General features: G+C 37.3%; 21 protein-coding genes, 1 tRNA gene and 1 pseudogene. 5 read left to right on the forward strand and 18 right to left on the reverse strand.

Annotated elements, in window-relative coordinates:
• Positions 1-20: 20 nt before the first annotated feature.
• The 4 genes from V7Q04_RS06815 to V7Q04_RS06830 are packed head-to-tail and all read left to right on the forward strand — an operon-like array spanning position 21 to position 3,397.
• The gene (locus V7Q04_RS06815; protein WP_333804203.1) at positions 21-1,712 is read left to right on the forward strand and encodes an acetolactate synthase large subunit; all 1,692 of its coding nucleotides are present in this window, start codon (positions 21-23) and stop codon (positions 1,710-1,712) included.
• Positions 1,713-1,715: 3 nt separating this feature from the next.
• Positions 1,716-2,189 (forward strand): acetolactate synthase small subunit, encoded by a 474-nt coding sequence (ilvN, locus tag V7Q04_RS06820; protein WP_333804204.1) that lies wholly within the window; start codon positions 1,716-1,718, stop codon positions 2,187-2,189.
• Positions 2,189-3,139, forward strand: a complete 951-nt coding sequence (gene lpxD, locus V7Q04_RS06825) for a UDP-3-O-(3-hydroxymyristoyl)glucosamine N-acyltransferase (protein WP_333804205.1) — start codon at positions 2,189-2,191, stop codon at positions 3,137-3,139. The genes ilvN and lpxD overlap by 1 nt, the downstream gene beginning before the upstream one ends.
• Positions 3,140-3,151: 12 nt before the next feature.
• A complete protein-coding gene (locus V7Q04_RS06830) occupies positions 3,152-3,397 on the forward strand; it encodes a hypothetical protein (protein WP_333804206.1) in 246 nt (81 codons plus the stop codon).
• Between the two features lie 48 nt (positions 3,398-3,445).
• On the opposite strand, the gene V7Q04_RS06835 is transcribed toward V7Q04_RS06830, so the two are convergent.
• From V7Q04_RS06835 to murA, 15 genes and pseudogenes are all read right to left on the reverse strand, one after another.
• Complete coding sequence (locus tag V7Q04_RS06835; protein ID WP_333804207.1) at positions 3,446-4,642, reverse strand: NAD(P)-dependent oxidoreductase; 1,197 nt, start codon at positions 4,640-4,642, stop codon at positions 3,446-3,448.
• Positions 4,643-4,765: 123 nt separating this feature from the next.
• Complete coding sequence (locus tag V7Q04_RS06840; protein ID WP_333804208.1) at positions 4,766-5,935, reverse strand: pyridoxal phosphate-dependent aminotransferase; 1,170 nt, start codon at positions 5,933-5,935, stop codon at positions 4,766-4,768.
• Positions 5,936-6,004: 69 nt separating this feature from the next.
• A complete protein-coding gene (gene cysE, locus V7Q04_RS06845; protein WP_333804210.1) occupies positions 6,005-6,718 on the reverse strand; it encodes a serine O-acetyltransferase in 714 nt (237 codons plus the stop codon).
• Positions 6,715-8,559: a biosynthetic arginine decarboxylase gene (gene speA / locus V7Q04_RS06850; RefSeq protein WP_333804211.1), complete on the reverse strand. Its 1,845-nt coding sequence runs from the start codon at positions 8,557-8,559 to the stop codon at positions 6,715-6,717. The genes cysE and speA overlap by 4 nt, the downstream gene beginning before the upstream one ends.
• 11 nt (positions 8,560-8,570) lie before the next feature.
• On the reverse strand, positions 8,571-9,779 hold the full coding sequence (gene hisS, locus V7Q04_RS06855; protein WP_333804212.1) for a histidine--tRNA ligase: 1,209 nt from the start codon (positions 9,777-9,779) through the stop codon (positions 8,571-8,573).
• Positions 9,772-10,455, reverse strand: coding sequence for a dTMP kinase (gene tmk, locus V7Q04_RS06860; RefSeq protein ID WP_333804213.1), 684 nt, complete (start codon positions 10,453-10,455; stop codon positions 9,772-9,774). The genes hisS and tmk overlap by 8 nt, the downstream gene beginning before the upstream one ends.
• Positions 10,452-11,252: a phosphoribosyltransferase gene (locus V7Q04_RS06865; protein WP_333804214.1), complete on the reverse strand. Its 801-nt coding sequence runs from the start codon at positions 11,250-11,252 to the stop codon at positions 10,452-10,454. Before V7Q04_RS06865 ends, tmk begins: the two co-directional genes overlap by 4 nt.
• Positions 11,245-11,976 (reverse strand): hypothetical protein, encoded by a 732-nt coding sequence (locus tag V7Q04_RS06870; RefSeq protein ID WP_333804215.1) that lies wholly within the window; start codon positions 11,974-11,976, stop codon positions 11,245-11,247. The genes V7Q04_RS06865 and V7Q04_RS06870 overlap by 8 nt, the downstream gene beginning before the upstream one ends.
• Before the next feature lie 49 nt (positions 11,977-12,025).
• Complete coding sequence (gene coaD, locus V7Q04_RS06875; RefSeq protein WP_333804216.1) at positions 12,026-12,508, reverse strand: pantetheine-phosphate adenylyltransferase; 483 nt, start codon at positions 12,506-12,508, stop codon at positions 12,026-12,028.
• Complete coding sequence (locus V7Q04_RS06880; RefSeq protein WP_333804217.1) at positions 12,505-13,032, reverse strand: UbiX family flavin prenyltransferase; 528 nt, start codon at positions 13,030-13,032, stop codon at positions 12,505-12,507. Before V7Q04_RS06880 ends, coaD begins: the two co-directional genes overlap by 4 nt.
• A complete protein-coding gene (gene flgA, locus V7Q04_RS06885; protein ID WP_333804218.1) occupies positions 13,029-13,766 on the reverse strand; it encodes a flagellar basal body P-ring formation chaperone FlgA in 738 nt (245 codons plus the stop codon). Before flgA ends, V7Q04_RS06880 begins: the two co-directional genes overlap by 4 nt.
• 152 nt (positions 13,767-13,918) lie before the next feature.
• Positions 13,919-13,993: transfer RNA gene (locus V7Q04_RS06890), tRNA-Gly, on the reverse strand.
• A gap of 268 nt (positions 13,994-14,261) precedes the next feature.
• Positions 14,262-15,692 (reverse strand): annotated as a pseudogene (locus V7Q04_RS06895) (methyl-accepting chemotaxis protein); the annotation flags it as partial.
• A 144-nt stretch (positions 15,693-15,836) separates the two neighbouring features.
• On the reverse strand, positions 15,837-17,033 hold the full coding sequence (locus tag V7Q04_RS06900; RefSeq protein WP_333804220.1) for a molybdopterin molybdotransferase MoeA: 1,197 nt from the start codon (positions 17,031-17,033) through the stop codon (positions 15,837-15,839).
• A 3-nt stretch (positions 17,034-17,036) separates the two neighbouring features.
• Entirely contained in the window at positions 17,037-18,305 is a 1,269-nt protein-coding gene (gene murA / locus V7Q04_RS06905) for a UDP-N-acetylglucosamine 1-carboxyvinyltransferase (protein WP_333804221.1), read from the reverse strand.
• A 102-nt stretch (positions 18,306-18,407) separates the two neighbouring features.
• Between murA and V7Q04_RS06910 the strand changes: the two genes are divergently transcribed.
• Positions 18,408-20,318, forward strand: a complete 1,911-nt coding sequence (locus tag V7Q04_RS06910; RefSeq protein WP_333804222.1) for a PilZ domain-containing protein — start codon at positions 18,408-18,410, stop codon at positions 20,316-20,318.
• A gap of 24 nt (positions 20,319-20,342) precedes the next feature.
• Here the strand turns inward: V7Q04_RS06910 and larB are convergent, their stop codons facing one another.
• From larB to larC, 3 genes are read right to left on the reverse strand one after another with little or no spacing between them, the layout of a single operon-like run.
• Positions 20,343-21,089 carry a nickel pincer cofactor biosynthesis protein LarB gene (gene larB, locus V7Q04_RS06915; protein WP_333804223.1) on the reverse strand — a complete coding sequence of 249 codons (747 nt, stop codon included), beginning with the start codon at positions 21,087-21,089 and terminating at the stop codon, positions 20,343-20,345.
• Positions 21,090-21,899, reverse strand: coding sequence for an ATP-dependent sacrificial sulfur transferase LarE (gene larE, locus V7Q04_RS06920; RefSeq protein WP_333804225.1), 810 nt, complete (start codon positions 21,897-21,899; stop codon positions 21,090-21,092).
• Positions 21,892-23,124 (reverse strand): nickel pincer cofactor biosynthesis protein LarC, encoded by a 1,233-nt coding sequence (gene larC / locus V7Q04_RS06925; protein ID WP_333804226.1) that lies wholly within the window; start codon positions 23,122-23,124, stop codon positions 21,892-21,894. Before larC ends, larE begins: the two co-directional genes overlap by 8 nt.
• Positions 23,125-23,129 lie beyond the last annotated feature (5 nt).

A 23,129-nucleotide genomic window follows, 5' to 3' on the forward strand; every position in this document is an offset into this window, starting at 1 on the left:
AAAATATGAAAGGAGAGGTCATGGAGTTAAGCGGTTCCCAGATGGTCATAGAAGCACTACGTAAGGAGAATGTCAGCGTCGTCTTTGGCTATCCTGGTGGTGCTATAATGAATGTTTATGACGAAGTTTATAAACAAAATTATTTTAAACATATTCTTACACGACATGAACAAGCTGCACTTCATGCAGCGGATGGTTACGCACGTGCAACGGGCGAAGTAGGGGTTGCGTTTGTAACCAGTGGTCCTGGTTTTACCAATGCCGTCACAGGTCTTGCAACAGCTTATATGGATTCGATTCCTATGGTGGTTATCAGCGGTCAGGTTCCTATTAGTATGATAGGTACAGATGCATTTCAAGAGATCGATGCTGTTGGTATTAGTCGTCCTTGTGTCAAACACAACTATTTAGTTAAAGATGTAAAAGATTTGCCACGTATTTTAAAAGAGGCTTTTTATATTGCTCGAAGCGGCAGACCTGGTCCTGTTCATGTGGACATTCCTAAAGATGTCACGGCACAGATTGGTCACTTTGCGTATCCTAGTGAAATTAAAATGCAAACCTATAAGCCAACCTATAAAGGCAACCCTCGCCAGATCAAAAAAGCGATTGAAGCCATTGTTGCGGCAAAACGACCGGTTCTTTATATCGGTGGTGGTGCAATTAACTCTAATGCTAGTGAAGAAGTAAGAGAGTTTGCAAAAATCTGTGGTATCCCTGCTGTTGAAACTTTAATGGCACGTGGTGTTATGGGTGATGAAAACCCATTATTACTTGGAATGCTAGGAATGCACGGCTGTTACAGTGCCAATATGGCGATGAGCGAAGCAGACCTTATGATTGCATTTGGACCACGTTTTGATGACAGAGTTACGGGAAAATTAAGTGAATTTGCAAAACACGCCAAAATCATTCATGTCGATATAGATCCTAGTAGCATTGGTAAAATTGTTCCGATTGACTACCCAATTGTTGGGGATCTTAAAAACGTTGTAGAAGCGATGATTCCTCTAGCTAAAGAGCAAATTGATGAGAATAAATACAAACCATGGCGTGATCTATTAAAGCGCTACAATGAGATTCATCCTCTAAAATATGAAGATTCAAATGAAATTCTCAAACCACAATGGGCAATTGAGCGCGTAGGGCAACTGCTTGGCGATAAAGCTATCATCTGTACGGATGTTGGGCAACACCAAATGTGGGCAGCACAGTTTTATCCATTCTCATACCCTCGTCAATGGCTCAGCAGTGGCGGACTTGGAACCATGGGTTATGGTCTTCCAGCAGCCATTGGTGCCAAAGTAGCAAAGCCTGAGAAAACGGTTATTAACTTTACCGGTGATGGTTCAATATTGATGAATATTCAAGAATTGATGACAGCCGTTGAAAACAAAGTTGCTGTGGTAAATATCATCCTCAATAACCAATTTTTAGGTATGGTTCGTCAATGGCAAACGTTTTTCTATAACAAACGTTACTCATCAACTGATCTTTCAGTTCAACCTGACTTTGTCAAATTAGTTGAGAGTTTTGGAGGACGTGGTTTTAGAGTTAAAACCAAAGAAGAGTTTGATAAAGCCCTAAAAGAGGCAGTTGAGAGCAATACTGTCTGTATGATTGATGTTCAAGTCGATCGTTTTGAGAATGTTTTACCAATGGTTCCAGCAGGTGGAACGCTTTACAATATGATGCTTGAGTATAAGGAGTAAGAGATGGAACAATATACGAGAAGAGTTTTATCGGTTATTGTTTTAAACGAAGATGGTGTTTTATCACGTATATCAGGTCTGTTTGCAGGACGTGGTTACAACATTGACTCGCTCACCGTTGCTCCTATTCCCAAAACAAATCTATCCAGATTGACGATTGTAACGTCAGGAAGTGCGCCTGTTTTAGAGCAAATTGTTAAACAGTTGCACAAGCTGATTCCAACCTATAAAGTGATTGAATCGGGTCAATTTGTTGAGAAAGAAATGGCACTGGTTAAAATTCCTTTGAGCGAAGATTTTAATGGACTAGATGCCATGCTTAAAGCTTATAATGGAACGATTGCAAGTAGTGGTGAGGATTTTATCGTCGTTATGGTCGCAGATGATTATGATCGTATCGATAACTTTTTAAAAGCAGTTAAAAAATATAACCCAACTGACATCGTAAGAAGCGGCTCTGTCGCAATGGATATTTAATGAAACTAAGCCTTCTTGCTCAAGCGATTTCGCTTGAATTTTCGGGTTCTGATATCGAAGTTACCTCCTTTTCAACACTGAAGGAGGCGACTTCCTCTCACATTACGTTTTTTGAAAATCCTAAATTTTTAACGGACTTAGAAAATACAAAAGCGGGGGTGGTTATCCTTTCTCCTGCTTACAAAGAGCATCTTCCAAAAACTTCTCAAGCACTTTTCAGCGACAATCCACATTTAAGCATGGCATATGCTAGTGCTTATTTTGCCAAAAAAGCTTTTGATACATCCATCCCCGCAAAAATTTCAGCAAAAAGTCACATTGCGCTACATGTAGTTATTGGTAGTAATACCATCATCGAAGAAGGTGCTGATATTATGCCGAATGTCACTATTGGTGCGAATGTTTGTATTGGTAAGAATGTCAAAATTTTCCCGAATGTTGTGATTTACGATGATTCAATCATCAAAGACAACTGCATTATTCAAGCAGGGGCTATTATAGGAAGTGATGGTTTTGGCTATGCTCATACGAAGATGGGTGAGCATATTAAAATTCATCATAGTGGTAATGTTGTTCTTGAAGAAGATGTTGAAGTGGGTTCTAATAGCACGATCGATAGGGCTGTTTTTGGATCAACCATCATCAAAAAAGGAACAAAAATTGACAATCTCGTTCAGATTGGACATAACTGTGAGATTGGTGAATACAGTATTTTGGTAGCACAAACAGGTATTTCTGGCTCAACCAAATTGGGTCGAAATGTTGTTATGGGTGGACAAAGTGCGACAGCTGGTCATTTGGAAATTGGTGATTTTGCAACCATTGCTGCACGCGGTGGCGTTTCAAAATCAATTGAGGGCGGTAAAATTTACGGTGGTTTCCCACTTTCTTTACAAAGTGAGTGGCTTAAAACACAAGCAAAAATAGCTAAATTTTTTAAAAAGAATTAAAAGGATCACATCATGGGTGGAAAAAACACTATACTCACTAAATTTGCATTAGCGGGAACAAAAAATGGAATTATTTCAGTTTCTCATTTGGAAGAACCCTATGGAAATGGATCATTTCCAGTTGTAAGTATTGGTATTGCATTGAAAAAAAATGGAGAAGAGCCAGATTGGAAAGCGCATATCCCTTATGAAAACCTTGATGAGCTTATTGCAGCGCTTCAAGATGCAAAAGCACGTTTTGGAACAGAATCAAAATAATCTTAAAGCGTTTGGTATGTAAACTTTACATACCAAACGTTCTTTTACTTATAATGTATCAATATACTCTTCAATAGCAATCGCCACACGTTTTGAAAATGCCACTGCTTCAACAACTGTTCTAGCCCCTGTTACAACATCACCTGAAGCAAAAACACCTTCCATCGTTGTTCGTCCACTCTCATCGGTCACAACTAAACCTTTACCATCAACTTCGATTTGCTTCGCTGTTTGAACAATGTTATCTTTTGGACTTTGACTAATAGCAATGAGAATAGAATCCGCTTCCATCAATCCTTCTTCACCATTACCATCTGTGCTAGAGTAAATAACACCTTGCTCGTTAATTTCTACAGGTTGTTTATAGAGTTCAAATTTAACACCATCTATTTTGGCACATTCGACTTCATGATGCGATGCAGGGATATCTTCCATACCTTTACGGTACATAATGATGACTTCTCTAGCACCATGTCTCACCGCTGTTCTTGCAACATCCATAGCAACATTACCAGCGCCTAAAACAACAACTCTATGTCCTAATTGATAAACAGAAGGATTTTTGAGATAGTCAATAGCAAAATGAACATGACCTAAACTTTCACCTTTAATACCAAGTTTTTTAGGAGCCCAAACGCCTGTTCCAATGAATACTGCTTTAAAATCATCACGGAAGAGATCACCCACTGTGATATTTTTACCAATCGTGATATTCGGGCGAATTGTGACATTTAATTGACGCAATTTTGTCTCAATTGTATCTAGGATCTCTTTATTAAGTCTAAAATCAGGAATACCATAACGAAGGACACCACCGATTTTATCGTGAGCATCGTACATCGTAATGTCATACCCTTTCGCACCTAAAATAACTGCTAAAGCAATGCCCGCAGGACCACTACCTATAATTGCAACTTTTTTACCATTGGATACGGGCTTTTCAAATTGAAGATCATTCATATAAAGATCAGAAATATAATTTTCAATACTTCCAACACTGACAGCTGTTCCTTTTTTATTGAGGATACAGTGACCTTCACAATGTTTCTCATGGGGACAAACCATCGAACAAATAACAGAAAGTGGGTTGTTATCAAAAAGCATTTTGCCTGCTTGTTTAATTTCTCCTGCTAGAAAAAGACGAATCATTTCAGGAATCGGTGTACCAACAGGACATCCAGTACGGCATGATGGCTTTTTACAGCCCAAACATGTTTTTGCAAGTGTGATGACATATTTATTCATCTCTATAAACCTTTATAATGTTGTGTATGTAAAAATAATGTCAGAATTGTACCAAAACCGTATGACTTTTGTGGAATTTTTTAAAAGAGGAGGGTGCTTTATTTCAAAGCACCCTAAAATAGGTTATTTGTAGTTCTCAACAAATTTTTTAATGCGTCCAATGCCATCTTTAATAGTTGCATCATCCGTAGCAAATGAAAGTCTAAAGTAACCATCACTTCCAAACCCAAGACCAGGAACAACTGCAACACCTGTTTCTTCAAGTAGTTTTGAGCAAAATTTCATAGAATCACTTTCAACTGCTTTAATATTGACATAAAGGTAAAAAGCACCTTCTGGTTTCATCACTGAAAGACCTTTAATGTCATTCAATAAATCATATGCCATATTACGACGACGCTCAAAAGCAACACGCATAGCTTCAATATCATCATCCACAAGACCATTAAGTGCAGGAAGAGCAGCTTTTTGGGTAATAGAGTTGATATTTGAAGTACTTTGACCTTGAAGATCTACAATAGCATCTACAATTTCTTTAATGGGGCAGGCCAAATAGCCAAAACGCCAACCTGGCATAGCGACTGATTTGCTTAAGCCATTAACTGTAATGGTTCGATTGAACATATCTTCACTAATAGAAGCTACTGAAGTAAATTTAAGATTATCAAATAATATCTTTTCGTACATTTCATCCGAAACCACTAAAACATTTGTTCCTTTAAGCACTTCGGCCAAACCTTCAAGCTCAGCTTTTGAGTAAACTGATCCTGTTGGATTTGATGGAGTATTAAACAAAAGTACTCTTGTTTTAGGTGTAATGGCAGACTTAAGTTGAGCTGGTGTTATTTTAAAACCAGTTGTTTCATCGGTCTCAATATAAACAGGTGTACCACCAGAATATTTAACAATTTCAGGATACGTAACCCAATAAGGAGAGGGGATAATTACTTCATCACCTTCATTGATAATCGCTTGAAAAATGTTAAACAATGAGTGCTTTGCACCAACATTGACTACAATTTGAGAAGGTTTGTAATCGAGGTTATTTTCACGCTTCAGTTTACTTGCAACCGCTTTAAGAACTTCAGGCGTACCTGCGACAGCAGTATATTTTGAACAACCAGCCTGAATAGCTTCAATTGCAGCATCTTTCACACGTTGCGGTGTGTCAAAATCTGGCTCGCCAGCAGAAAAGCTAAGAATGTCTTTTCCTTGAGCCTTAAGGTCTCTTGCTAAAGCAGTAATTGCTAAAGTCAAAGAGGGTGATAACACTTGAATTCTTTTTGATAGCATGAAACTTTCCCCTATAAAAATATCGTGCAGATTATAGCGAAATATTAATCATTTCTTCCCAAAAAAAATTTATTCTTTGACTGATTCTAAGTAGCATTTATAAATTGCTTCTAATTCATCATCTTTAATTTTCAGATCTTTGTTAGTTGTCAACACAGCTTCTTCTAAGATCTTAATACGTTTAAACATATAGATAAAAAGCTCTTTATTAATATCAGGGATTTTATTGTGTGCCATAGGGCTTTTGTCTCGTCCTTTTTCAATAACACGAGCAGGAACACCCACCGCCGTTGAATCATCTGGGATACTTTTGACCACAACAGAATTCGAACCAATACGGCAATTTTCACCAATTGTAATATCACCTAAAATTTTAGCACCCGAGCCAATAACACTGTGGCTTTTGATGGTAGGATGACGTTTAACGCCTCTTTCTAAACTGACACCACCGAGCGTGACACCTTGATAGATAAGGACATCATCACCCACGACTGCAGTCTCTCCAATAACCAAACCAAAAGCATGATCAAAAAAGACTCTTCTTCCCAGCGTAGAAGCAGGATGAATATCGGTATTTGTAATAATCTGTGAAATACCCATGATAGCGCGCGCTAAGGTTTTAAAACCTTTGACATGTAAAGCATGTGCTATACGATAATTAACCAACGCCCATACCCCAGGGTAATTAAAAAATAGCTCTACTTTCGAGTTGATTGCGGGATCATGGAGAATCGGTTGGGAAAAATCTTCTTTAATTTTTTCCCACAAAGAGACTTCGTTCATTGCATATTATCCTCATTGTTAATCGTTTTAAGATAACCGTTGTCATTTAAGAAGAGGTAAATTTCACCTAAAATGTGTTTTTTCTCTTTTTCACTGATAATATCAGAAGCCTCAATACGATCATTAAGATTTTCCTGAACCTCTTTAATGTCATAATCAAGATCTTCTAAAATATCGCTAATGCTTTGCGATTCTAGTATATTTTCAATCTCATAGCCATCATCATCGATGATAATAGTAGCTTCTGTTGGATGAGTAAAAAGGTTGTGTTTCATACCCAATACTTCTTGATAAGCCCCTACTAAGAAAAAGCCTAAGAAGTAGTCACGGTTTTTAATATCAACATCGTGCAAGAAAAGTGGTGTTTCGGTATTAAAACCTATTTCGCCATCGCTATCGCACGTGATATCCCACAGTGAAGCTGAGCGTGTTGGTACTTCATCCAAACGATCGAGTGGCATAACAGGAAATGTCTGACCGATGCCCCAAAAATCAGGCAAGCTCTGGAAGAGTGAAAAGTTAACCAAATAACGCTCTTGAACACGATCTTGAATATCTAAAATCTCGCTAAGTTTTTTATCGGCGACTAAACCAACAGCTTTTTTAATGATGAGATTGACTAAAATCTCTGTATTTGAACGATCTTGAAGGTCAATATAACCTAAATCAAACAGCGTTAACAAAGACTCCATATGGTCAATACTATCGTGTAAAAATTCAAGTGCATTTTTACGGTTCATCGTTCCTAAAAGATCATACAGCTCTTGTACAAGAGGTGGATTAACGTCTTTAGGTCTTAGTTTTTGATCCGTATACTCTTGCGAAAAAAGCTCTAGTACGGGAGCAACTAAAACAGCATGATGTGCAGCAACAAAACGACCCGACTCGATGAAAATATCAGGTTCATGAACCCCTTTTTGGGTTGCAATGTCTTTGAGTAAATAAACAACGTCGTTCGCATACTCGCTTAGTGTATAGTTTTTATGAAGTGTTGTTTTGTGTTGGGAGTATTCAACTGCTAAACCGCCACCTAAATTGATAGCCCGAAGATGCGTAGCGCCCATACGGCAAAGCTCTGCATAAATATTTCCCGCTTCACGAAGTGCTTTTTTAAGAGGTGCAATGTCGGTAATTTGAGAGCCAATATGGAAATGAATCATCGTAAAGTGATCAAGTAAATTCGCATCACGAAGCATATTGACTGCTTCTAACAGTTCAGTAGACGTCAAACCAAATTTAGAGTTAATACCACCGCTTTTTGCCCAAATACCAATACCAGAGCTATGCAAACGAATACGAAGACCAATGTTTGGAACACAACCAAAACGATCTTTTGCGATGGAAATAATGCTCTCAAGCTCATTAAGCCCTTCAATCGTTAGGGTAATGTCATGCCCCATTTCAGCGGCAATAAAGCCTAAAGAGATCATCTCATTGTCTTTAAAACCATTAACCGTAATAGGAGAATCAGGGTTATTGTACGCCATAGCCAAAATCAGCTCAGCTTTACTGCCCGCTTCAAGACCGTAATGATACTTTTGCCCTAATGAAACAAGATTTTTAACAAAATTAGGAAATTGATTGACTTTCAGAGGATAAACCGCACTAAAATTACCTTCATACCCAAACTCTTTTTTCGCATCAGCAAAACTTTTATAAATCATACGGATCTGTTTTTGAATCAAATGAGGAAATCTCAAAAGAATGGGACCACGGATACCATCTTTACGGATCTGTTGAATAATCTCTATTATAGAAGGCTCACAGCCTGTGTTAACTTTTACCTTACCGTCTTCGATAAAAAAGTTATCGTTTCCCCATGTTTTAATTCCGTAATCCAATGTTTTGCTCCTTAAAAATGCACAATATTAATAATTTTTTCTTCTTTGCTCTCAAGATCTTTAATCCAGATTGTCTGCTTTGAAAGCTCGTCTTCACCGATACATACACAAAATTTTACATATAATTTATCGGCTATTTTAAGATGGTTTTTGAGTGATTTTGCATCATAGCTAGTTAAAACCTTATCGGTTTTACGTTTTTGATCAACCAGTTTAAAAACAACGTCTAAGGCATCATTACACAAGGCGGCAATGTAGTATCCTTCACGTGCTACTTCAGGCATTTTAACAAGTTCCATCAAACGCTCAATTCCCATCGCAAAACCAATGGCAGGTGTTGATTTACCATCTAAAAACTCAACCAAACGATCATAACGTCCGCCACCCGCAATCGCACTTTGTGCACCAATTTCGGAGCTTACAAATTCAAATGCTGTTTTTGAGTAATAATCAAGGCCTCTAACCAGCTTTGGATTAACCACATAAGTGACACCAAACTGGTCTAAAAGAGACTTTAATGTCGTAAAATCATCTTTACATGATGCACACAAATGATCTACGATCAGTGGAGCATCACTGAGTAATATTTTACAGTGTTCATTTTTGCAATCCAATACACGAATAGGGTTGGTAAGTTTTCTTCTTTCACAATCTTCACACAAACCTTCACGTGTTTCTAAAAATTTGACCAATTTTGTACGATACACAGGCATACATTCAGGACAGCCCAAAGAGTTGATCTCAAGAGTGAATCCAATGCCAAGTGCGTGAAACATCGCTTTAAGCATCAAAATAATCGTTGCATCTTCTCTGACATCACTTTCTCCAAAACTCTCTGCTCCAAACTGGTGAAATTGTCTTAAACGTCCTTTTTGAGGTCTTTCATAACGAAACATGGGTCCATGGTAAAAAAAGCGTCTTTTTTCCCCTGCTTTGTCATATTTTTGTTGTACGAAAGCACGCACCACGCCCGCTGTGCCCTCAGGACGTAAACAAACATCGTTTTCGCCTTTGTCAATGAACTGGTACATCTCTTTACCGACAATGTCACTGCTCTCACCCACACTGCGTTTAAAAAGAGCCGTTTCTTCTAAAATAGGTGTTTCGATAAACGAAAATCCATACTGTTCTGCGATGCGAGAACAAGTTTCAATCATATATAAGTACGTTTCACTTTGTGGAGAGAGCGTGTCTTTCATTCCACGTAATGCATTAATCATTAATAACTCCATTTTCCAAAACTTTTAGAATAGTTAAATGAATTTCTTGAATAGAAAAAATTTTATTGTCATGAGTACAATTAATTTTATTCCATCCATTAACTAAACAGAGATCTTTATAAGCATAATAAACTTGTCTGAGATAAGAATCATCTTCTTCATGAAGATCTTTAGCTTTATCTGTATAATCACGCTTATTTTTCTTTAAAACTAATTCTGAAGATAGGGAAGGGGAAATATCCAATAAAAAAACAACATCAGGTTTCGGAAGATTAAAAACTCCATATTCTAACTTTTCAATCCAATGTTGTAATTCCTTTTGCTCCTCTTGAGTTTTTAACTTCGCAATCTGATGAGCAATATTTGACGGGACATAGCGGTCACATATAACCATTGTTCCTTTGTTTAATTCATCATAAATTAACTTGCTTTTTTCAAATCTATCGCCAGCATATAGAAGTGCTGAAAATTTCGGATGTACATTATCCAAAGAACCAAACTTTCCATTTAAATAATTTCCAACTTCTTGCCCAAAAAATGTTTCGCTATAACATGGAAACTGTAAAAGCAAATTTGGAATGTTGTTTTTTTTATAATATTCATGCAATAGAGTAGCTTGGGTTCCCTTTCCGCTACCATCAATTCCTTCAAATACAATAATTTTTCCTTTTTTCATTTTGCAATAGGTCCTTCAACAATAAAATGCAATTTAACACCTTTCTTTTCAAGTTTTCCTTTGGCATCTTTACCCTGTGGCGCAAATACTACTAAACATGCATCTACTTCATAGCCATACTTTTTTAAATCATCAACTATTTCCAATACTTTTCTTCCACCTGTCGTACTATCATCAACAATAAGAGCCTTTTTTAAGTTTACACTTTTAGGTAAACCATCAAATTTACACTTCGGAATATCACTATCTATGCGAAATTTTTCTTCAAGATTATGCAAAACAAAAGGTTTCTTGCATAATCTTGAAAATTCATATCCAAGAATAGGGGATCCACCTTTGCTTGTTACTACAAAGTCACAATCTAAATATATTTGCGAATAATAAGTATAAAGCTCTCTAGCAAAATCTTGAGCACATCGTTCGTTTACTGTTGCGCTCATTAAGTCAATATATTTAGGAAAAACATATCCATTTGTACTTTTACCAATCTCAACATCAAAATTTAATGCAAACTTATCTATTTTTTCTTCGACTCTACCCTTCATTTTTTCAACAACACACTCTTGAATCATAGATTTTGTTTCTACAACTTTAAAGCCAAGTTCTTCCAAAACATCAATAGTCGTTGCTAACTTGTTTCTCATAAGCCATTTACTAAGTTTTCGAGGTAAAAAACCAGAAGCTTCGCAAACTAAAATGATTAGTGATATTAATGACAATATTGATAACAGAGTAATTGTAACATTTGGTATATATTCATTTATTACTTTCAAAACATCAGTCGTATTATTATCCATTCATCTTCTCTCTTATTTTTTCAATAGGTTCTATACTATTGGAATAAACTATACACAAATTTGATAAATCTTTACAGATATTTTTATAATCATCACTTGTATCTTGAATATAAAGCTTTTCATCACCCACTGAAGAAATTTTCTCAGATACTTTTGCATTAAATGTTTCGCCGACTATGACATCAATATCATATTTTTCAATAAGAGAACTATACAATTCAATATCTTTAATTGTTATATTTTCAAGCACAGGCTTTAAATATAAAAACATTAATAATTCTTTTTTTTCTTTTTTAAGATTAAAACTTTTAAATCTCTCAAGTGGAGAGCACGTTCCTTTTTCATATTTATTCCAAAATGAAATTGTCGCAGAACTGATATAAATTGAAAGTTGCCCACACCAAACTATTTTATCTAAAATTGATCGAATCTCTTTTTGGTGAATAAATTGTTTCGTTGCAATTTGAATAGGATTTTCTAAAGTCAATAAAAAATTCAATAATTCTATCGTAGCACTTTTATTAATTTCATCCCAACATTCAGAGTAGCAACCAATTGAAAGAATAGTACCTTGCTTACCCTGTATAAACAAAGGATGAGATAACAAATAATTTATAATACTTGTAACAGATTTTTCTTGATTTGGAACTTTACCAAGTTTTAAATCAAGAATAGGCAAATAGCAATAACTACAATTTGATCTACAACCTAAATTAGTATTCACAAATAATCTCTTAGAAGTTCCATCTATATATTCATGCATAATTAATATCTCACATACATGTAAATCTACTTTGCAAATAAGGTAAAACAGACGAAGGCACCAAATGAGAGACATCCCCGCCATGTTTAGCAATAGAGCGTATGACTGATGAGCTAATAAAAGCATTTTTGAGACTTGGCATCAAATAAACTGTTTCAATTTCACTCCATAAAGATGCATTGGCATACCCCATCTGGAGTTCAAATTCAAAGTCACTGACTGCTCGAAGACCGCGAATCATCACACGAATATTTTTTTCTTTTGAAAAGCTCACCAAAAGGTTATCAAAGGGTTCTACTTCAACACCTTCTATATCTTGTATGGCTGCTTGCACCATTTCTACACGGGTATCAATGTCAAACATGGGGCGTTTTTCTTCTGAAATGGCTACTGCTACTAAAACCTTATCAAAAAGCTTTTTGGCCCGTTTAATAACATCCATATGACCATTGGTAATAGGATCAAATGTTCCTGGATAAATGGCTACTCTCATGCTCCCTCCCAACGTTGAAAAAGATTGTGCTCAATCCCCAAAAGATCAAACCATTTGCCGATTAAAAAATGCTCCATTTCGTCAAGGCTAGAAGCCTTAGCATAATAGCCCATGACGGGAGGTGCAATGTGAATGCCTAGCATGGAAAGTTTGAGCATATTTTCTAACGCAATAGCCGAAAAAGGCATTTCACGAGGTGCTAAAAGAAGAGGGCGTTTTTCTTTGATCATCACGCTTGCCGTTCGTGTCAAAAGATTGTCCGCAATGCCATGTGTAATCTTTGCTAATGTGTTCATACTGCAAGGAATAATCGCCATAGCATCAGTTTTAAAAGAACCAGAAGCTGTGATGGCTCCAATATTTTCATCATCGAGTAAAATGGTATTGGCTTCTTTGGCAAAAACAACTTTAGCATGATCAGAGATAATGACGTATTTTTCGATTTCAGAAGGAAGTGCTTTAAGAAAAGAGAGTCCAAGTTCAACACCACTGGCACCACTAATGCCTACAATGATGCGTTTCATTCGAGGATTACCGCTTCTTTGGACGATACAATTTTTGCATTCAAAATTTTGCCTTGTTCTGTTTTAATCTTTACGACATCACCAATATCAGCATCTTCAATCAATGTTGCTTGCACTTCAATAACTAACCCACCATCTTTAAATAGGGCTCTTATACTATCTTTTTTTGAGAGTGTTTTCTTCACATCAAAATGATAATCTGCTAAAACTTGCCCCTCTTTAATACTGGTTTTAACCATAGCATTTTGAGGTATTTCGCTCAAAACAGCTCGTGTGGGAATGCCTTCCAAACTCATCAAAATGCTTTCGTAGTCATCGTTTGTGAGGATTTTACCGTTAAGCAAATTACGTTTCGCTTTAAACACCATTACCTTCGCGTTCATCTCATAAGCAAAATAGAGCTTTCGCTCTTTATCTCCCACTTTAAAAGTAGCGACAAAAGAGCCACTGTTTTTTTTGAGAGTTGTCTCTGGAATAGTTACACTGACTAATTGATAGCGTTTAAAATCAACGGGGAGGGAAGATTTAACCGAAATCCGAGGTTTTTCTTCAATGACAACAGAAGGTGAAGCTTCTTGAAATTTTTTTAAAAAAGCATCTTCAAGAGCATCTGCCTTACCCATAAGCGAACAGTTGCGCTTAAAAACGACCACACCTTCACTGCTATCTATGATAGTTACATTACGATCACTGAATGCTGTGCGTATCACACTTGATGGAATGGCATAATGCATACGTTCTTTGGGGACTTGAACAATGACAGGATTATCGCTACTTTGGAAACCGAAAAAAGATGCCTTGATTGTATCTTCTTCAATGCAGTAAGTTTTATCAATATAAAGAGATTGTGAAAAAAGTGTAGTTATAAAAAGAAGTGAAATTAAAATGGAGCGGGAAACGAGGTTCGAACTCGCGACCCCGACCTTGGCAAGGTCGTGCTCTACCACTGAGCTATTCCCGCAAAACGGACGAAATTCTACCAAAAAAAACCCTTCATGTCAATCTTTTTGAGCTCTAATTGTAGCACAAATAGATTTTAAAGGGCTTAGATGGCAATTTTACACCTTAAAAATAGCGATTTCGTGCTCTAATTCTACAGTCGAAAGATTGAGGCTACTGGAGATATCCATCAAATTATCTGCAATCTTTTTATTTTCATGGGCAAGTCCCGTAGCTTCTTCAACACCTTGAGTAAGCTGATCAATCTCTTTTGAAATACTCATCGCCTTTTCATACGCAACATTGGTAATCTCTAAACTTTTAGCAGTCTTCTCTTTGGTCTCATTTGCCATTGAAGAGATTTTGATAGCATTTTGATTGAGAGAAACAACTTTCTGACTATTTTCTTTAATATTTTCACTTGCACTTGAAACACTTTGAACAACAACACTAATGGTAACATCAATTTCAGAAAGTGATTTTTGAGTACGTTCTGCAAGCTTTCTAACTTCATCGGCAACTACAGCAAAGCCTCGACCATGTTCACCTGCACGTGCTGCTTCTATCGCTGCATTGAGTGCCAAAAGATTGGTTTGATCTGCAATATCTTTGATCATTTCAAGTATGGAACGAATTTGTGTCGTTTGCTCGGCTAAATTATGCATTTGCGATGAAATATGCTGTTCATCTTGACTGACACGATTGATACTTACAACAATTTCATCGAGTGTTACAATCATCTGATCCAAAAGGATATAGTCTTCTTTCATGTACATTGCCGATGTTTCAGATATCTCTTTTGATTCTTGTAATTCATGATTGATTTTGGAGGTGAGTTTTTTGACGTTATCTACAATACGATCTTGGTTTTCAGCCGCACTCGTAATCATATGCGCCGATGTTTGCATATGTTGATTTGTCTCCAAGTTTGATACCATTGTCGTTTTTGCTTTAATTAATGCCTGCTGTAGGGTAGAGAGAAGGGTGTTTAAATTTTCACTGATATGCCCAATTTCATCTTTATTCACAACCTTAATAGAACGGTTAAGCGCTAAATCTTGTGTAATATCAGACAAGTGATCACTGATACGTGCAATTCCTTTAACCAAATAGCGCGTAATAGCGAACAAAAGCCCTGAAGTAATAACTAAAATAAGCGAAGAGATCCCAATAACAAGATAGAGGTTATGATGCAATTGTGCACTAATCTCTACGCTAATATCTTTAACTCGCTGATTGGTGAATTTTGAGATGCTATCAAAGTTTTTACTGATGTATTTGCAATCCGCTTCAATTTCAACGGCCATATCACCAATATCTTCACGATTATCCTTTTGATAGAGATCGTAAATACGTTGATATTTAGGTGCAATTTTTTGACTGTAACGTTCATAGGCTGCATTGAGGTGTTGTTTGAGTGTTGGTTCTGCGTAAAAGTCACTTATAAGTGCTTTATCAAAAAAAGCTTTCATGTTTTTTTCAACAAGAGGTAGTCGTTCTTTTGCTTGTCCCGTGGGTAAAAATTCACTGGTGACATGAATGAGATCATTTAAAATCATCTCAAAATTATCACGTGCAGCAGTGATTTCATTATCGGGAACCACATTTTTCTCATAAATGGTTTCCAAGGAATTTTTGCCAATCATGCTCGAGTTAATGCTAATATAGGAGAGAATCAACAAACCAATAACGGTTACAATGGAGATAAAAAGCAGTTTTGTCGAGATTTTTATTTCGTTAAACATCACATTCCTTTAGAGTAGCACTTTGTCATTTTGTGATGCAATGCTATCTAAAAAAATGTTAAAAGGTCAAGTTTTTTAAACTTATTTTATCTCCAAGAGTATAATTATAGATAAAAGATATTAAAATAATAAAATTTTTATATCTTTTTCAGCAGAGACACTACGGATTTCTTCGTCACTAATCCACAGTGCATTGCTATTTACAAGGGGTTTCACCATGCCTGAACCATACTTGTTTTCACCAAAAACATAAAATTTTCCATCTCTAAAAGTACCTAAAACAAAGTTAACTCGACCCGATTTCACTGTAAATGCCTCTGCATTTGAAGCAGTTATGGAACTTAAGTTAAAGTTTTTTTCACCTTGAAGTTTTTTAAGAAGAGGTATTAAAAAGACAAAAGCATTGACATAGGCAGCCAAAGGATTGCCCGGCATTGAGGCTACAATGGTCTCACCCATTTTTCCCATCATCGTGGGTTTCCCTGGTTTAATATTAATTCCATGAAAAGAGGCGGTAAAACCATTGCGCAAAAGTGCTTGTTCAACAAAATCAGCTTCACCCATACTTACACCGCCACTGGTTACCAATACATCATACTGTTTCATAGATGTGAAATACTCCGTTGCCGCTTCTAAATTATCGGGAATAACACCACAATAATGTGCAACAAAACCGTGTTCTGCAAGTAAAGAGATTAAAGAGAGGGCATTGATGTCATAAATTTCATCTTCGCTGGCATTTTGCCAAGGTGATTTAAGCTCATCTCCTGTAGAAAAAACAGCAATGTGAAGCTTTTTATAGACTTCAAGCATACTAATACCTTGCGATGCAAGAAGAGCAATTTCACGTGAGCTTATACGTATTCCAGCATCAAATAAAACTGAGCCAACACGTTCTTCTTCACCTTTAAGACGTAAAGCATTGCCTTTTCTAATGGAAAAGGGAAGTACAGCTTTTGTTTCATCGTAAGAGATGCAATTCTCAAAAGGAATGATTGTATCAGCGTCATCAGGAACTTTTGCCCCTGTCATGATCTTATAACACTCATTTTCACCCAAACAAGACGTAACAACATTGCCTGCAAAAATCGTTGTTTTGATGTTTAGTTCACTTATGTTTTCTCGATATTTAAAAGCAAAACCATCCAGTGCGGCATTGTTGTAGGAAGGTAGATTTTTCTTACATGTAATCTCTCTTGCCAGCGTTCTACCTAGCGCATCAAAGATACTAACCCATTCTGAATGAGGTGTTGTCGAAACAAGAGAAAGGCTCAGTTTTAGTGCATCATCAAAACTAACTGAAAGCTCTTTTTTCATCTTTTATTCCTCAAGTCTTTCAATGCGCGCACCCAATTTTGAGAATTTACCCTCAAGGTCTTCATACCCACGATCGAGGTGATAAATTCTGTGGATTTTTGTTGTTCCCTCAGCCACAAGTGCCGCTAAAATAAGCGCTGAGCTTGCTCTTAAATCCGTAGCCATAACATCAGCTGCATTGAGTTTCATTTTGCCTTCAACGGTTGCACTGTGCCCTTTGAGTTTGATGTTGGCTCCCATACGTGAAAGCTCACTCACGTGCATAAAGCGATTTTCAAACAAGCGCTCATCGATAATACTTGTACCTTTTGCTTGCGTGCACAGTGCCATAAATTGGGCTTGGAGATCGGTTGGGAAACCTGGATATTCGGTTGTTTCAATGTCAGAAGGAAGAATTTTATCGGCAGGGTGAATGGTTAAGGTATCGTCCTTTTCATCGATTTTAAAACCCATTTGCTCCAATTTTGAGACAACCGCATCAAGGTGTCTTGGATTGACATCTTTAATGGTGATTTTTGACTTTGTAATTGCACCCGCACACAGATATGTTCCTGCTTCAATACGATCTGGAATAACGCGAAAATCTTGAATATCTAAAAGCTTTCCACCGCTTCCTTTGATAACAAGCTTTGACGTACCGATACCTTCGATGCTTACACCAGCCTCTGCTAACACTTCACAGACTTGAACCACTTCTGGCTCTTTTGCCACGTTTACAAGTGTCGTTGTGCCATGCGCAAGTGCCGCTGCCATGATAATATTCTCACTCCCTGTTACGGTCACTTTATCGAAAATAATGGTTGCACCTTTAAGCCCTTTAGGTGCTTTAGCTAAAACATAACCTTGTTTTATTTCAATGACTGCACCCATTTGCTCTAACGCTTTTAAGTGAAGATCAATCGGTCGCTGACCAATAGCACAGCCACCAGGAAGTGACACCTCACAGTGTCCAAAACGTGCAAGCAATGGTCCAAGGGTCAAGATGGAAGCACGCATTTTACGCACGATGTCATAGTTGGCGCAAGCAGAATTAACCGTTGTGGCATCCACTTCGACAACATTTTGATCTTTAAGTGTAAAACTAGCACCAAGATTGGTTAGAAGTTGTAATAATGTTTTAACATCCGCCACTTGCGGCATATTTGAAATTGTAATTTTTCGTTTTGAGAGGAGGGTTAACGCTAAAAGAGGAAGTGCGGCATTTTTTGCCCCTGAAATAGAGACAGTTCCGCTAAGTTTTTGTTTCCCTTCGATCGCTAAATAATACATCATTCTAGAGTTCCTTTTAAAAGATGATGTATTGTAGTTAAAAAATGATTAAATTTTCTATGAATTTTGGTAGAATGTGAATTAAGATGATTATGAGGAAATCCGATGCTTCTAGAACAATTTTTACATGAAACACGTTATCTATCAATCGCTCAGCTCTCATTTGATGAAGAGAAACTTACAATTTTCAATCATGCAAAAAAAGAACATCCTCATTTTCAATCTTTTGATCTTAACAAAGATATAAACTCTGTACCAATGGCAGATATTTTATTTATTGAAATTGGCGAAAGCACAAAAGACAAACTCAAACTTCTTGTAAGCATTTTTACACGACATAAACCTATCATCTCCTATATCTTTGCTGACGATGTTGAAAATAGACTTTTACTCAAATTTGCACTGCATTTTGGGCTTACAGATGTCTTGCCTTTGAAAGATGAAGAAAGTGTACTTCTTTCGATTTTTACTAAAAACCCTACTAAACTTGATGATAATCTCTATGTTTTTCAAAAAATAGAACTTGAAAAAAAGATTGAACACTTCTTTCCTTTTTTTGTTTTTCATGGCGAAACACTCGCTTATGCCAATGCCAAAGCAAAAATGCTTTATGAAACAACAGATCTAACTGAGATTCAAACCAAAATACACAAAGATGAAGAACTGTGTGGTGCCCTGAAAGAAAATGAAGATGCCCAAGGAAACATTGTTATAGAGACAGCCTCTGGACAAAAAGAACCTTATGTGTGTGTCATCAAATCATTTCCGCAAAGTAGTGAAAAAATTGTTACACTGATTAATTACAATCCCGAAAATGAACAACAACCAAAACATTACTCTAACATTCTCAATAGATTTGATTTTATTGATAAACTCAAAGACCGTCTTGCCCAACGCACTGTTACAAATACAGTTATTTCACTTATTTTTATCAATATTTCCAACCTCGAAAAACTCAACAAAGTATTTACTAGTACAACACTGTATGAAGCCTTTAAAAACTTAATGGTAAAACTTTTTCAGTTCAAAGAGGCAAGTCAAGATGTCATTCAGTGGAGCCCCAATCTTTATATTTTGATGGGCGAAGAGAGTAGTTTTGAACATGCTTGTGAGCAAACAAAATACCTCCAACAAGAGCTTATCAATGCAACAGCTAATGAAAAAATAACCCCCATTATTCTTACTTCTGCTTTACATGTTGAATCCAATGATCTGAATGAGGTTCTTGATTATATTGAGAAGATTAATACGAAAACCCTTCTACCACAAGATATTGAAAAGATCAAATATTTTGAGTTGGATTATTTGGATAATGTTATTGATGAGCAAGAACAAATCGCCTATTTATTGCATAATTGTGTGAACAACAAAATTCCTATTAAGCTTCTCAATATCTATAAAGGTCTCTGCATCAATACCAACTCATACATCCAAAAAATGACACCTGACAATAATTACCAAATCAGTTGTGAAAACCTTCAAGGTTACGCGATGCAACTAGAGGGTGAAACCGTTTTGCAAGCACCAAATTTCCCCAAAGACATCAAAGCAGAAATTGCTATGGTTGATATTAAGCGTGCTGTCGTCATTATCAAAAATCTTAAATTTATGCAAAACAGCGCCAACAACAGACAACACACCCGCGTTCAAACCAGTGTTCGAACACCTGTTCTCATCAAATACGCACAGCGTTCTTCTGCACAAGGCGATATTCTCGATATTTCCGTCAATTCAATCGCCATTAAAGTGGGAAAATCCTTCAAAGATGAAGATATGTTAAATCAAAAAGTGAAACTTAACTTTTCACTCCCAAATGAACAGGGCGAAAATGGGTATGTTATTATGAATATTGAAGCAAAAGTTACCTACATTGGGCAAAAAAGTGATTATACAAAAATCGTTGTGATGATAGAAAATCTTCCACAACCTTACGATGATTATTTATTGCGATACATGTACCAACGCCAAAAAGAGCTTATATTTGAGATTAGAAAGGCGACTAAAGCCTACAACTAGGACATAGACTTGAAAAAGTCTATGTTATAAATGATTGATTATGCTTGCATTATACGCCGCACCAAAGCCATTGTCGATGTTCACCACACTCACACCACTGGCACAACTATTCAGCATAGAAAGTAGGGCTGCCACACCTCCAAAACTTGCACCATACCCTACACTGGTAGGTACAGCGATGACTGGCTTATCCACAAGTCCTCCGATGACACTCGCAAGTGCACCCTCCATGCCAGCGATAACAATGACTACTTTTGCATTTTGGATGACATCAAGGTGAGCAAACAAACGGTGAATGCCCGCAACACCCACATCGACGACTTTTTTGACATGATTTCCCAAAATACGTGCCGTTTCATAAGCTTCTTCCACAACATAAAGATCCGATGTTCCAGCAGCTATGATGGCGATGTAACTCTCTGGCGGTGTCATAATTTCACGCTCAATGGTAATGGTTCTTCCCATAACGTTATACTTGGCTTCTGGCGCTATTGCACGTACGGCATCATATGCTTTTTCATTGGTACGGGTGATCAATATATTGTTCTCTTTATCCAAAAGCTTTTGGGTAATCTGAGCGATCTGATCAGGTGTTTTACTCTCACCATAAATGACCTCAGGATAGCCCAAACGAACGCCACGGTGATGGTCTATCTTAGCGAAACCTAACTCTTCAAAGGGCTCTGCTTTTATTTTTTGCATCGCATCTGCAATGCTCACATCGCCATTTTTTACAGCTTCTAACAGCTTCTCTATGCCTTGTCCACACATCTAAACTCCCTCAACAACATGCAAAGATTCCATTATCGAGTCATGTCGATAGCCTTCAAGATCTAATGTGATATGCAAAAATCCTAAAGATTTGAGATGCTCTCGTAAGACCTTTAAGTGAGCATCATTCACCAAACGAATCATCTCCCGCTCAGGCATCTCAATACGCGCTAAACCATCCTCATAGCGCACACGAATCTCACCATACCCCTGTGCTATCATATATTCTTCAGCCAAAGAAACCATGTGAAGTGCTTTATCTTCTATTTTTTTATCGTAAGGAAAACGAGTCAACAAACACGCATATGAAGGTTTATCCCACGTACTAAGTCCCAAATCTTTAGAAAGAGCGCGAATCTCACTTTTGGTAAGTCCAGCATCCAGAAGTGGTGTTTTGATACCAAGTTCTCCCAATGCCACACGTCCCGGTCGAAACTCTTTGGTGTCATCCACATTGCTACCCTCGGCTACAGCACTCAAACCTCTTTGGTGTGCAACATCGAGCAGTGAAGAGAAGAGGGCATGTTTGCAGATGTAACATCGATTGTTTGGATTGGTTCGTACAGCCTCAATCCACGGTTTTAGAATCACTTCATGCTTAACACCTACTTCTTGAGCAATGCGTTTGGCATCGGCAATTTCCCACTCCGCAATATAGGGCGTTGAAGCCGTAATTCCAATAACTTTTTCGCCCAAAACATCGTAAGCGACTTTAAGCAAAAAGGTACTATCAACACCCCCTGAAAAGGCCACAATAAGGCTATCGTAAGAAGCAAGTATCTGTTTTAAATGTTCGTATTTTTTATACATGGTTTATCTCTTTCGTCATTGCTTTTGCAACACTCTCGTATATCATAGAAATAGGAACTTCGTGGCTCAAAGCAGCTGTCTTACACTCTTCATATTCTGCTTTGTATTTGAGTAATTCACCATGCGAAAAGGTGCATTTCACACTGATCTTTCCATAAGGAGTAGAAACCATTTTGATTTCTCGGTCTAACATGATTTTTTGAATCGTTGATCGTCTTAGTCCAATTGAAGAGGTTTCAGCAAAAATAATCTCCGTTGCTTTGGCCTCTTTATCGGCACTGACTAAAACACTAAGCTTCACACCCAAGCGATTTTTCTTTGTTGTAATGGCAGTTGTGTAAACATCTTTTACACCTGCATCAAAAAGCCTTTCTTGGACATATGAGAGAATTTCAGGGCTCATATCATCAATATTCGTTTCTAAAACAATCTCTTCTGGGATAGAAACAACATCTTCCTCTTCACCCAAAAGCACACGCAAAACATTGGGAATAGTAAAATCTTTATGACCAATGCCATAACCAATCTTCTCAATCACCAGTGTGGGCTTATCACTAAAGGTGTCCACGTTGGCTTTAATGATGGCAGCACCTGTAGGTGTCGTCATTTCCGAAGGAACGCGTCCTAAACTTACAGGGACATTGTGTAAAATTTCCAGCGTTGCAGGAGCAGGGACGGGCAATGTACCATGCGCACACTGAACAAACCCACCACCCAGCTCAATTTTAGAAGCCATAATCTTACTGACATGTAAAGCCTCTAAACAGATGGCAGCACCTATAATATCAACGATTGAATCAACAGCACCCACTTCGTGAAAAGCAACTTCATACGGTGATTTGCCATGAATCTTTCCCTCTGCCAAAGCTACACACCAAAACATTTTGATACTTCGCTCTTTAACCCAATCGCTAAGCGTACTGTTTTGAATCATCGCTTCAATACTTTTAAACGTACGATGTTCATGATGATGGTGATCAGAAGTGTGCGGATGGACGTGCCATCCGTTAGGGTTTGCGTGTTGATGTGTTAGTTTGACAGTAACTTTCGTTCCACTAATGCCCATTTTACAGCTTGGTTGAATGGTGAGATCAAACTCCGTATCCAAAGAGAGTTTTGAGAGTTCTTGCTTTAAATAATGACGGTCAACACCCAAATCCAAGAGTGCGCCCAAATTCATATCGCCGCTAATACCACTAAAGCAGTCATAGTACAAAACTCTCATAAATT

Source organism: Sulfurospirillum sp. (assembly GCF_036802865.1).
Taxonomy (GTDB): domain Bacteria; phylum Campylobacterota; class Campylobacteria; order Campylobacterales; family Sulfurospirillaceae; genus Sulfurospirillum.

What these genes read in the sequence shown, in the direction of transcription:
- larC (WP_333804226.1), bottom strand. Translation starts at nt 23,124, where the DNA reads ATGAGAGTTTTGTACTATGACTGCTTTAGTGGTATTAGCGGCGATATG.
- V7Q04_RS06900 (WP_333804220.1), bottom strand. Translation starts at nt 17,033, where the DNA reads ATGAAAAAAGAGCTTTCAGTTAGTTTTGATGATGCACTAAAACTGAGC.
- V7Q04_RS06910 (WP_333804222.1), top strand. Translation starts at nt 18,408, where the DNA reads ATGCTTCTAGAACAATTTTTACATGAAACACGTTATCTATCAATCGCT.
- coaD (WP_333804216.1), bottom strand. Translation starts at nt 12,508, where the DNA reads ATGAGAGTAGCCATTTATCCAGGAACATTTGATCCTATTACCAATGGT.
- V7Q04_RS06830 (WP_333804206.1), top strand. Translation starts at nt 3,152, where the DNA reads ATGGGTGGAAAAAACACTATACTCACTAAATTTGCATTAGCGGGAACA.
- V7Q04_RS06840 (WP_333804208.1), bottom strand. Translation starts at nt 5,935, where the DNA reads ATGCTATCAAAAAGAATTCAAGTGTTATCACCCTCTTTGACTTTAGCA.
- hisS (WP_333804212.1), bottom strand. Translation starts at nt 9,779, where the DNA reads ATGATTAATGCATTACGTGGAATGAAAGACACGCTCTCTCCACAAAGT.
- larB (WP_333804223.1), bottom strand. Translation starts at nt 21,089, where the DNA reads ATGTGTGGACAAGGCATAGAGAAGCTGTTAGAAGCTGTAAAAAATGGC.
- V7Q04_RS06815 (WP_333804203.1), top strand. Translation starts at nt 21, where the DNA reads ATGGAGTTAAGCGGTTCCCAGATGGTCATAGAAGCACTACGTAAGGAG.
- flgA (WP_333804218.1), bottom strand. Translation starts at nt 13,766, where the DNA reads ATGCATTATGCCATTCCATCAAGTGTGATACGCACAGCATTCAGTGAT.
- larE (WP_333804225.1), bottom strand. Translation starts at nt 21,899, where the DNA reads ATGTATAAAAAATACGAACATTTAAAACAGATACTTGCTTCTTACGAT.
- tmk (WP_333804213.1), bottom strand. Translation starts at nt 10,455, where the DNA reads ATGAAAAAAGGAAAAATTATTGTATTTGAAGGAATTGATGGTAGCGGA.
- murA (WP_333804221.1), bottom strand. Translation starts at nt 18,305, where the DNA reads ATGATGTATTATTTAGCGATCGAAGGGAAACAAAAACTTAGCGGAACT.
- lpxD (WP_333804205.1), top strand. Translation starts at nt 2,189, where the DNA reads ATGAAACTAAGCCTTCTTGCTCAAGCGATTTCGCTTGAATTTTCGGGT.
- V7Q04_RS06880 (WP_333804217.1), bottom strand. Translation starts at nt 13,032, where the DNA reads ATGAAACGCATCATTGTAGGCATTAGTGGTGCCAGTGGTGTTGAACTT.
- V7Q04_RS06835 (WP_333804207.1), bottom strand. Translation starts at nt 4,642, where the DNA reads ATGAATAAATATGTCATCACACTTGCAAAAACATGTTTGGGCTGTAAA.
- ilvN (WP_333804204.1), top strand. Translation starts at nt 1,716, where the DNA reads ATGGAACAATATACGAGAAGAGTTTTATCGGTTATTGTTTTAAACGAA.
- cysE (WP_333804210.1), bottom strand. Translation starts at nt 6,718, where the DNA reads ATGAACGAAGTCTCTTTGTGGGAAAAAATTAAAGAAGATTTTTCCCAA.
- V7Q04_RS06865 (WP_333804214.1), bottom strand. Translation starts at nt 11,252, where the DNA reads ATGGATAATAATACGACTGATGTTTTGAAAGTAATAAATGAATATATA.